Origin of the sequence: Streptomyces sp. SM10, from assembly GCF_002910915.1 — a bacterium.
GTDB lineage: Bacteria > Actinomycetota > Actinomycetes > Streptomycetales > Streptomycetaceae > Streptomyces.
This window is the reverse complement of sequence record NZ_NEUF01000107.1, coordinates 1-10,682: the sequence shown is the minus strand read 5'-3', so window position 1 is coordinate 10,682 and position 10,682 is coordinate 1. Positions and strand designations below refer to the sequence as shown.

10 protein-coding genes are annotated in these 10,682 nt (G+C 70.3%); 2 read left to right on the top strand and 8 right to left on the bottom strand.

Features of this window, described 5'->3' with window-relative positions:
* From B9S57_RS16670 to B9S57_RS16635, 8 genes are all read right to left on the bottom strand, one after another.
* Positions 1–503, bottom strand: a 503-nt coding sequence (locus B9S57_RS16670; RefSeq protein WP_258036412.1) for a hypothetical protein, incomplete at its 3' end; no start/stop codon positions are given.
* 32 nt (positions 504–535) lie between these two features.
* Positions 536–2,041 carry an ATP-binding protein gene (locus B9S57_RS16665; protein ID WP_181011370.1) on the bottom strand — a complete coding sequence of 502 codons (1,506 nt, stop codon included), beginning with the start codon at positions 2,039–2,041 and terminating at the stop codon, positions 536–538.
* Between the two features lie 26 nt (positions 2,042–2,067).
* A complete protein-coding gene (locus tag B9S57_RS16660) occupies positions 2,068–2,520 on the bottom strand; it encodes a DUF6238 family protein (RefSeq protein ID WP_103516369.1) in 453 nt (150 codons plus the stop codon).
* A 25-nt stretch (positions 2,521–2,545) separates the two neighbouring features.
* Positions 2,546–4,012 carry an SCO6880 family protein gene (locus B9S57_RS16655; RefSeq protein ID WP_103516368.1) on the bottom strand — a complete coding sequence of 489 codons (1,467 nt, stop codon included), beginning with the start codon at positions 4,010–4,012 and terminating at the stop codon, positions 2,546–2,548.
* A gap of 131 nt (positions 4,013–4,143) precedes the next feature.
* Positions 4,144–5,553, bottom strand: coding sequence for an ATP-binding protein (locus tag B9S57_RS16650; RefSeq protein ID WP_103516367.1), 1,410 nt, complete (start codon positions 5,551–5,553; stop codon positions 4,144–4,146).
* Positions 5,554–5,581: 28 nt separating this feature from the next.
* Positions 5,582–6,262, bottom strand: coding sequence for a hypothetical protein (locus B9S57_RS16645; RefSeq protein WP_103516366.1), 681 nt, complete (start codon positions 6,260–6,262; stop codon positions 5,582–5,584).
* Entirely contained in the window at positions 6,262–6,570 is a 309-nt protein-coding gene (locus B9S57_RS16640) for a DUF6112 family protein (RefSeq protein WP_023421641.1), read from the bottom strand. The genes B9S57_RS16645 and B9S57_RS16640 overlap by 1 nt, the downstream gene beginning before the upstream one ends.
* A gap of 90 nt (positions 6,571–6,660) precedes the next feature.
* Positions 6,661–7,806: a C40 family peptidase gene (locus B9S57_RS16635; RefSeq protein ID WP_103516365.1), complete on the bottom strand. Its 1,146-nt coding sequence runs from the start codon at positions 7,804–7,806 to the stop codon at positions 6,661–6,663.
* 580 nt (positions 7,807–8,386) lie between these two features.
* On the opposite strand from B9S57_RS16635, the gene B9S57_RS16630 reads away from it, so the two are divergent.
* Positions 8,387–9,133, top strand: a complete 747-nt coding sequence (locus tag B9S57_RS16630; RefSeq protein WP_103516364.1) for a site-specific DNA-methyltransferase — start codon at positions 8,387–8,389, stop codon at positions 9,131–9,133.
* 334 nt (positions 9,134–9,467) lie between these two features.
* Positions 9,468–10,664, top strand: coding sequence for an IS110 family transposase (locus tag B9S57_RS16625; RefSeq protein ID WP_103513951.1), 1,197 nt, complete (start codon positions 9,468–9,470; stop codon positions 10,662–10,664).
* The last annotated feature ends 18 nt before the right edge of the window (positions 10,665–10,682 follow it).

Here is a 10,682-nt window from a genome sequence, read left to right as displayed (position 1 = left end):
AGTTCGTGTGAGTAGTGCCAGCCTTCGGTGTTGCGGTGCTCCTCGGCACGCTCCTGGTAGAGGTGGAGCACGCTCGGCTGCGAACCGTCCATAAGCGCCATGACGTCGGCCCATTCGTGCCGCAGCTCATCCGCCCGGAACAGGATGGTGTCGATCCCGCGTATCCGACGGAGGTCGTCACTGATCGGTCCCTCGACGTAGTCGGGGCCGTCGGCGGCGGCGCGGACCCCGGCCAGCACCTCGGGTCCGTGGTCGAGGAACACCTCGGCGTGCTTCCACGCTTCGGCGTCCCGCTTGACCTTCCCGTCCCCGTAGATCTTGTCGTCCAGCGGCCAGCCGTCCGCGTCGCAGAGGGAGTCCGAAACCGCGTCCCAGGCGTCGCACGCCTCGTTGATGCCGGCGGCGGCCGAGGCCAGTGCCGGGAGGTGCCGTCGCCACGCCAAAGGGTCGGTGGCCTGCGACGGCTGGTTGTCACCGGAGGAAGGAGTGGAAGAAGCAGACATGATCGATTCCCGTTGCTGTGCTGGTCGTTGGGCTAGGCGGCCATGCGGGCGTCTGTGTCGAACAGCTCCCGCTCGGCCGGGTGGAGGATGTGCTGGGTGATGAAGGAGCGGCCGGCGACCTTCCACAGACCTCGGCCCTTGGTCAGGGCGGACACCGCCTGGGTCTCGACGCCGGTCAGGCCGAGCAGAGATGCAGCGGCGGCGAGCTGGTCGGGCTCCTGGCGGTAGATGATGCGCGTGCTGCAGTCCGCGAGGAGCCCCTCGGCCAGGACTCGGCCGCGTGAGCCGGCGTCGCCCGCCGAGAGCAAGTCGCTGAGGCGGTGGATCACCATGAGGTTCGCGATGCCCAGCCCTCGGGAGAGCTTCCACTGGCTCTGCATCCGCTCCAGCAGCCCGACGTGCCGCATCAGCCGCCACGCCTCGTCGTAGATCACCCAGCGCCGACCGCCATCGGGATCACTGAGGGCCGACTCCATCCACGCGCTCGCGCACGTCATCGCGAGCACCAGTGCCGTGTCGTCACCGGAGCCGCCGAGACGGGAGAGGTCGATGGACAGCATCGGTGTGGTCGGGTCGAACGAAACGGTGCTCGGCGCGTCGAACATGCCGCTCAAGTCGCCGTGCACGAGACGTCGCAGGGCATGGGCGAGGTCCTGGGCGGCTGAACCGAGGTGCCCCGTCTGGTGGCCGAGGGCCTGGTCGAGGCGTTCGGGGGAGCCGAGTACGTGCGCGATCTCGCCGAGCAGCGGCACCGTGCCCCGGGCGGCGGCGTCAGCGACGACCAGATCCAGGGCCAGGTCGAGGGCGGTGTGCTCCATCGGCAGCAGGTCGCGCTTCAGCACGGTGCGGGCGAGGCTGGCCAGCAGCAGCAGACGGCGCTTGCGAACCTCCGTGAACCAGTCCTCCTCGCTCACGGAGGCGGGCCGGGCCGGGGCGTCCAGCGGATTCAACCGTCCAGGGAGCCCCGGGCCCAGGGCGATGCTGTAGCCGCCGAGGGCCTGCGAGACACCGGTCCACTCCCCCTTGGGATCGCAGGGGATGTAGATCCGGTAGCCATGGGCGATCGACCGAGTGGCGATCGACTTCGCCAACGCCGACTTCCCCATGCCGATGATCCCGGCCAGCACCGCGTTGGGGTTCGTGAAGCCCTCCACCCTGCCGCTGTTGTAGAGCGAGAACGGGTCGAAGCAGAAGGCCGCCTCCGCGTGCACATCGCGGCCGATGAACACCCCTTCGGCGCCCAGGCCGCCCTCGGCCACGAACGGGTACGCGCCGCTGGCTGTGGCGGTGGTCATCCGGTGGGCGGGCAGGGCGAGCTTGCCGCCGCGGGCGGAGGCCGGACCGGGGCGACCGGCGAGCGGGTAGGTGGGTCGCAGATCCGGGTCGAGGGTCTGCTCGGCGCGGTGCTTGGGCGGGTTTCCGGCGAGGCGTGCCTGGCGGCGGGCTTCGGTAAAACCGGCTCGGGCGGCCCGCTGTTCGGCGCGTGTCGTCTTACGGGGCACGAACAGAGGGGAGGCGCTGGCGCGGGTACGGGGCATGAGTGTTTCTCCAGGTGAGGGGTGGGTCAGCGGCGGACGAGGCCGGTGAACGGGGCGTGCAGGTCGGCCGGGGTGGTGCGCCGCCGCACGAGATGAGCGGTGCGCTGATGGCGCTGGCAGATGGTCAGTCCCGGTGCTCCCTCCGGAAGGCCGGCCTGGCACGCCTCTGGTGCGGGGATCTCGCCGGAGTCCGGCCGGGGCGCCGCGTGGTAGGCGGCGTGGAGGTGCTCGGCGGCCTGCCAGATGCGGGTGCGGGCGGTACGGAGCTGGTCGCCCTCGACCGCGACGAGCTGCCCGGTGCGACCGGTGTGGGCGTCGAGCAGCCCGTACAGCGAGACGAGGTGGGCGTGCAGGGCGTCCAGCTCGGCCCGGGTGGTGACCAGTGGGCCGCCCGGGATGTTGAGAGCCCGGTGGAAGTCGAGCGCGGCAGTGGCGAAGGGCACGAAGTCCTGCGCGGTCGGGCTGGCGGTGCGGGACATGAGGGTGCTCTTTCGAAGGGAAGGGTCAGGCAGCGAGCGCGAGCGGCAGGGCGGCGGCGGTGAACGCCTCGGCCTGCTGCCAGGTCAGCGGCCGGAGATCGAGCTGGGCGCCGACAGCGGCGGTCTCCACGACGGCGCAGGCGGTGCGCAGCTCGTCCTCGGTGTCGGCCGAGACGGTCAGCAGACCGGTCAGGGCGACGTCGGCGTGCCCGGCGATGAGCTGGCGTTCGCGGGACTTGATGTCCTGGTACTCGATCGAGTCGGCCTCGGAGTCGACCTGGCCGCGCCGGGCCCGTTCGGCGGCGTCGGCGATCACGCTGGACTTCTTGCGCTGCACGTCGCGCAGGGCGGCGTCGAGGTTCTTCGGCTCGTAGGAGAGCGAGAGCGTGCGTCGGACGCCGCCGGTGAACAGGAGCTGGTGCAGGAAGCCGGCGCTGGTCTCGGTGCGCGGCCAGTTCTCCACCCAGTAGGTGGCGTGCACGGCGGTGTCGGTGGCGATGTGGTCCGCCTTCTCGACGACCACGACGGGGCCGGCGGCGGCGGGCTCGGCCTCGGGGCGACCGGCCGTGGACCAGCGGTCGAGTGTCGCCAGCGCCTTCGGGTCGTAGGAGGTGCGCACCACGGCGGCGATCTCGCGGGCGGTGAGCCAGCCCGTCGGGGTGAGACCTGCGGTCCGCGCCGCCTGGTCGAACGTGGAGGTGAGCTGGGCGAGGACGCTGAAGGCACCGGTGAGACCGCCGCCAGCCTGGTTGATCAGCCGACGGGCCGCCTTGGTGTCCAGGGACACCGCGACGTACGCCTCGTGCGGGGCGGCTGCGGGACCGGCGCTCTGGATCAGCTCGTTGTAGATCGCGCTGGCCATCGGGGTGTCGGGGCGGCCGTGCTCTTCCCAATAGCGGCGCAGCGCGTCGCCGGAGTCGGGGATGGTGCGCTCGATCACCTGGATGCGGGCGATCTGCCCGGTACGGGCGAGAGCTGCCAGCGCGCGTCCCCAGCCGCCGACGTTGGCGTGCTGGGTGCCGGGGTCGAGCAGGGCGTAGGCGCGGGAGGAGACCTTGACCACCGCGGTCAGCGTCCCGGTGTGCGGGTTGTGGACGGCGCCGTATTTGCCGTCGGGAGCAGTGGTTACGCGCAGGCTGGCTGCGGTGCCGGGAAGGTGGAGCAGTCCCTCGCGGGTCGGCCGGCGGGAGGGCCGGGTGAGCCAGACGAGCTGGCCTCGCATCCGGCGCAGCGCGTACCGGACGACGATCGGGGCCCAGTCCGCCAGAGCACGGCCTCGGTGGCGGACGAAGATGAGCAGGGCGATCACGGCCCACAGCGGGATGAGCTGGAGGGCGCCGACCACACCGCGGGCGAGGATCGCGGCGAGAAGGAGAAGGCCGGTGAGTCCGGCGACGGTCAACTGCGGGACGGACAGGCCGAGCAGGACGCCGCGCCTGCTGCGGTGCGGGAACTTCACGGTGGGCGTGGAGGACTGGTGCTTGCCGGACATGGTGGTTCCAGACGGTGGGAGTGGGCGGAGGACGGGGCGCGCGGCGCTCTTCTGGACGTCATGGCGCAACCTTCCTGCTGGTGGGGGGCGGGGGCGGGCCGTGGAGTGCGGCCCGCCCCCGGGGATGTGGGTCAGGAACCCGACGGCGGCTGGGTGGGATACACCCAGTTCGTCGATGTCGCGGAGCCGGTGGCCGACGGTCCGGACGCGGACGCCGGAGTGCCCGAGGCCGAAGGTCCGGGGTCGGCTGGCGGCATGGAGGTCATGTCGCCGCCCGGAGCCGATGCGGCTGCGAGGTGACCGGAGCCGCCCGCAACGCCTTGGGCAGTCGATTCGGACCCTTCCGGTTCGTCCTCGCCAGGACGTGTGATCAGTGGCGGGATCCCGGGGCGCTGGATCAGAGCCCGGCCCTTGTCGCCGCTCGCGTCCGGGTCTTCGCCGTACCGGAAGCGGGTCTGCTGCTTGGGCGGCCCGGCGTCGATGCCCTCCTTGCTGAGGTTGCCGCCGGAGGGGTTGATGCCGGAGGCGACGCCATCGGTGCCCGCGCCCGGGACCTGGTTCGGACCCTGCGGAGCGGGGGCGCCGGTACCGGCCCGCAGTGCGAGGCTGCCTGCGGTCTTCGCCGCTCCTGCGGCGACCGCCATGCCGGCGACGCCGGTACGGTGCATGTCGTCGTGGCCGCCGCCATCGCTGGCCCAGTGCACGAACTTGTACGTCGCGTAGGGGCAGAGCAGCACCAAGACCATCACGACGATGCCGGCCATCGCGTCGGACAGGGCCGCCATACCGTCGCTGGCGTCGGTCTTGCCCATGGCGGAGACGCCGATGAGGAAGACGACGGTCATCAGCAGTTTGGAGACGATCAGGGTGCCGGTGGCCTCGATCCAGCCGCGCCGCCACCGCTTGGCGACTTCCCAGCCGCCGCCGGCCCCGGCGAATACCGCGAGCGCGACCATGATCAGGACGCCGACCTTGCGGGCGACCATCACGCCCCAGTAGAGGAAGGCGCCGATGCCACACCCGAAGGCGACCAGCGCGGGCACACCCCAGCCGAGGCCGTACATGGCCCCCATCTGGTCAACCTTGATCACACGACGGATCGCGTCGTCGATCGAAGTGTTGGCGGCTTTGAAGAGGCCGTCGGACAGCGCGTCCACGACGGTGATGGCGACGGTCGTGAAGGCGATGGCGGAGAAGCTGAACAGGACTCCGGTCATGGTGCCGAACGCCGCCTTGGCGAGGGCACGTTCGTCTCGGCGCCAGGCCGCGGTCATGAGCTGGATGCAGAAGATGCCAACGGTCAGGGCGAGGCCGATGGGCAGCAGCAACTCGTAGTTGTCCCGGAACCACCCGGCGTTGAGATCGATGGCCGTCGTCTTGTTGACGGCCTTGGCGGCCAGGTCGGCCGCGCTGGACGCCAGCTCGCCCGCCGACTTCGCGATCCACGCGCCGAGACCGTCGGTGACGGTGCCGGCGGGGTTGGTGGCGAAGTCGACGGCGCCGCACACCTTGTCCATCAGCGGGAAGTCGCAGACTCCCATGGGTCGTACCTCCGTTCTGGGGCGAGGGTCAGGGCGCGACGGTCGGCATGACGCCGACCAGGGCGCAAGGGTGGTTGGGTCGGCACTGGACAGCGAGGGTGGTGGAACGGCTCTCCGCGCCGCCGGCGGACGAGCCCTTCCAGCGAATCGACTGCTTGCCGGAGACCGTGACGGCGTAGACGTACGCCTGAGTGATCGCCCCGGGGTCGTCCTGGAGGGCCTGGGTGAAGGCGTGCGGGAAGTGCGCCTCGTTGATCTTGGCGGTGGCGACCTGCTTGTTGGCGGCCATCTCCTTCCACAGCACGGCCGAGGGGACCACCTGGTCTACGGAGGCCGGATCGGCGTACTTCGACTCCGTGGTCAGCCAGCCGCGCAGCGCCTTGCGCAGCTCGGGTTGCGAGTACGCGTGGGTGTCGTACGACCACAGCGCTGCTGCGGCGGCCTTCCCGTACGTGATCGGGTCGTGCGTTTTCGGCGGAACGGGGAGAGCGCGGGGCCGGGTGTGCGGCCCGGACGGTGCCGCGGACGACGAGGACGCCGTGGGCGAACTCAGCGGTGGCGCCGCAGTATCGGAGGGGCTTCGGCCCTCGCGGGTGAGGTGAGCAGCCAGGCCGGCGAGGGCGACGAGCACCGCCATGACGGCAGTGCCGAGCAGCGCCCGGCGGCGCACGCGAGCTGCGCCGCCGGGGTGGGTGGAGTGCTGAGCCATCAGTGGACCTGCGTCCCGAGCGTCGAGAAGAACGCCACCACGCCGTTGGCCGCACCGAGCAGAAGGGCCGCGCCGGCGCTGACCAGCACGCCCTTCTTCCCGTTCGCCTCGGCCTGGTGACCACCCGAGTGGTGACCCCAGGCCCACACGCCCGCACTGACGGCGAGGGCGCCGACCACGGCGATGAGCCCGAAGAGGTTGATCGAGCCCATTACCTGCTTGAGGACGTTGAGGCCCGGGAGCCCGCCCTCGTTCGGCTTGATTCCGGGGTCGTAGGCGAGCTGTATGACCTGGTCAGCGAGATACATGGGAACTCCAGTTCGAATGAGCGCACGCCAAAGCCCGGCAGGGCAAACCAGCGGTGCGAGGGGGGAGGTGAGGAGAGGGAGGAGCGCCGGTCAGACGACTCGGCGGGCCGCGAGAATCCGCGATTTCCAGGACGCGACGGTGGCGATCCGTACGACGTCACCGGTGTGCGGGGCGTGGACGATCATGCCCTGCCCGATCGCCATCCCGACGTGTTCCGGTACGGCGGCCGTCCCCTCGGTGAAGAGGAGGTCGCCCGGCTTGAGGGCATCGACCGAGACGGCCTTGCCGTCCTTGACCTGCGTGTACGTGGTCCGCGTCAGGGTGACCCCGGCGGCCTTGTACGCGCCCTGCATCAGGGAGGAGCAGTCGCAGCGGCCCATCGGGTTCTTGCCGTGGGAGTCGGTGCAAGTGCCGCCCCACTGATACGGAGTGCCGAGCTGGCCGAGCGCCCACCGGATCGCCGTCTGCACCTTCGGCGGCGCGGAGGCGGGAATCTTGTACTCGTCCGGCAGCGCGCCCGCAGGGATGGTGCCGAAGTCCGTCCCGTCGCCGTCCGCCGAACAACCCCCCGCGGAATCGGGAGAGGAGCTGCCGGTGTCGGCAGAGCCGGACGGCGACGGGCTCGGCGATGCACCGCCGGCCTTCTGCAGCAGGGGCTCGATGGCCTTGTGCAGGGCGGTGGCCAGCGGCTCCCATTTGGCGTACGCCTCGGGGAAGCCCGACTTCTGCACCGCCTGGGCGGCCTGGGTGACAGATAGGGACTGCCAGCCGGAGACCTTCTTGAGCCCCTCGTAGAACTTCGTCGAGGCGTGCACCGGGTCAAGGATCTGGCTGGCCGTGCCCCAGCCCATCGACGGCCGCTGCTGGAAGAGACCCAGCGAATCGCGGTCGCCGTAGGTCAGGTTCCGCAGGCCGCTCTCCTGCAGAGCGGTTGCCAGGGCGACGACCTGCCCTCGGGCGGGGATGTTCATCGCGACGCCCGTGGCCTGGATCGTCTTGGCGTTGGGCACTTGATCGGCAGGCGCGTCCAGGCCCGGCACGGAGACCGAGCCCTTGTCGCCGCCGTCCAGGATGGCCTTCACCTGCTTGGCGACGGCGGAGGCGTCCACACCCTGTGCACCGTCGGTCGAGCACGAGGCCGAGGCGGTCCCGGCACCGATGCCAAGGATCGGCAGTGCCAGCAGGAGTGGTCCGGTGGCGCACAGACCGACGAGGGCTCCCGTCGTCTTCTTCACGGCCGCCGCCGTTCAGCGCGACGGTGGTGCGGACCAGGCGACGGAGGTGGGTCGGGGCGCGGGTGTGTCAGGGCATGCTGCATCGCAGCGGCTCCTCGGTGTTCGTAGGAGGCGCGGTGCCGACTTCTCGTGCAAAGCCGTCGGCACCGCGCCGATGTGCATCCGCCTCTCGGCGGGCCCGGGTCAGAGGAGTTGGTAGCTCCAGGACGCCGGTTTCAGGTCATGCGCGGCAGCCAGCCGCGCTCGTAATCTCAGGTAGTGCACAGGGGCCTCCTCACGGCGCTCGCGGGCAGATGGGCAACATGCCTCCGACGCTGCTCGATTGGACGAGACGGCACGGATAAGCACAGCTCAACGGGGGTGGAGCAGCGCTCCTTCCCGGTGGCACGGCGAGACAGTAGACCGGGATTCCGGCCGCGCCAAACGACTGCCGTCCTGGGGCCCGAAGCGGGGAGCCACCTTGTTAGGTGCGGCCGGAATTCGCCGTTAATCTCCGCTGCAACCTTGCGCCGGATGCACGCCGTTGAGCGCTGTCCGGAGCAGGTCCAGACTCCGCCGTGCCCGAAGAGAGGCCCTCCCCATGAGCTACACGCTGCACCGAGGCGATGCCCTGACCGTCCTGAAGTCCCTCCCGGACGAGAGCGTCCAGGCGGTGATCACCGATCCGCCGTACAACTCCGGGGGCCGCACCAGCTCCGATCGAACCGGCCGTACCGCCCGTGCCAAGTACGTCACGAGCAACTCGGCGCACGACCTCGCCAACTTCCCGGGCGAGAACCGCGACCAGCGCTCCTACCGCTCCTGGCTCACCGAACTGCTCACCGAGGCGTACCGGGCCTCGACCGAGCACGCGGTCGCCATGGTCTTCACCGACTGGCGCCAGGAGCCGACGACCTCCGACGCCCTGCAGATGGCGGGCTGGACATGGAGCGGCACCATCCCGTGGATCAAGCCGTCCAGCAGGCCCCGCAAGGGCGGGCCGAAGCAGGACTCGGAGTTCATCATCTGGGGCGTCAAGGGCTCCCTCGACAACACCCGCGACCCTTACCTGCCGGGCCACTACATCTCCTCCCAGCCCCGCAAGGGCCGGGTCCACATCACCCAGAAGCCGGTCGAGGTCATGCAGCAGCTCGTCCAGGTCTGCCCCGAGGGCGGCACCGTCCTCGACCCGTTCACCGGCAGCGGCTCCACGGGGGTCGCGGCCCTGCGCGAGGGACGCCGCTTCGTGGGCGTCGAGCTGTCCGCGCACTACGCCGACGTCGCCGAGGAGCGGCTGCGGGCCGAACTGACGAAGGACGACTTCGAGCTGGCCGGACCGGAGGCATGAGCGTGAGAGCGGAGAGGCCGGGGCCGGCGGCCCGCAGACGCCAAAGGGGCGGCTGGTACATCGACTAACCGATGCACCAGCCGCCCCTCCTGTTACGTCAGGCCGCTCTACCTTCTTGATCGGGCTGATCGAGCCATTCGTAGGGTTGGGTCACCCAGGGGCGCTGGGTGTGGCTTTCAGGCCGCTGCCGTCTCGTGGCAATCGAGGCTTTGCCGCTCAGCGCCCCACGACGACTCGGCCGCCGATTAGGAAGTGCGAACAAGTCGCTGTGTAGAGCAATGCCGGCGAGGTCGTCCGTGGCACGAAGAGTACGAACACGCATGTCAGGAGCGCGATGAGCCGGATATGGGCGGGGATCGACGTCGGCAAGGGCCACCATCACGGCCTTGCCCTGGACGTGGACGGCAAGACACTGCTGTCGCGGCGGGTCGCCAATGACGAACCCGAGCTGCTGAAGCTGGTCGGGGATGTCCTGGACCTGGCCGACGGGCGTGAGGTCACCTGGGCGATCGACATGACCGGCGGGGAACCCGCGTTGCTGCTGGCCTTGCTGGTCAGCCACGGCCAAGAGGTCCTCTACATGCCCGGCCGACTGGTGAACCGGGCGTCCGACGGCTACCGCGGCGAGGGCAAGACCGACGCCCGCGATGCCTACGTGATCGCCGACCAGGCCCGGATGCGCCGCGACCTGCGGCCCATCCGTCCCGGTGACGAGGCAGCCATCGAGCTGAAGCTGCTGACCGGGCGCCGGTCTGACCTGGTCGAGGACCGCACCCGCGTCGTGAACCGCCTGCGCGGCACTTTGCTGAGCATGTTCCCGGCCCTGGAGCGGGCCTTGGACGTGACCAACACCGGCCCGCTCAAGCTGCTGACGGGTTACCAGACCCCGGCTTCGATCCGCCGGGCCGGCGTCGCCCGGCTGACGAAGTGGCTGGCCAACCGCAAGGTCCGCAGCGCCAAGGACCTGGCCGAAGCGGCGGTCGAGGCCGCCGCGCGCCAGCACACCGCCGTGCCTGGGGAGAAGACCATCGCGAAGCTGGTCCATACCCTGGCTGAGGAGGTGATGGCCCTCAACGCGCATATTTCCGAGATGGACAAGCTCATCGAGGGCCGGTTTCGCGAGCACGAACTCGCCGACATCGTCCTGAGCGTCCCCGGCATCGGTGCGACTCTCGGTGCCGAGTTCCTCGCCGCCGTCGGCGGCGATCTGGACGAGTTCGACTCCCCGGACGCCCTGGCGGCCTTCGCCGGCGTCGCCCCAGCACCTCGCGACTCGGGCAAGGTCAGCGGCAACCTCCACCGGCCGGTCACCTACCACCGCAGACTCCAGCGCGTCTTTTACACCTCCGCGCTCGTCAGCGTCCGCTACGACCCGAACTCACGGCAGTTCTACGACCGCAAACGCGCCGAAGGGAAGAGGCACGTCCAAGCCGTGCTCGCCCTCGCCCGCCGACGTGTCAACGTCATCTGGGCACTGATCCGCGACCGACGGTGCTACGAAGTGACACCGCCGATGGCTACGGCCGCTTGACAACAGCATTAGGAAGCC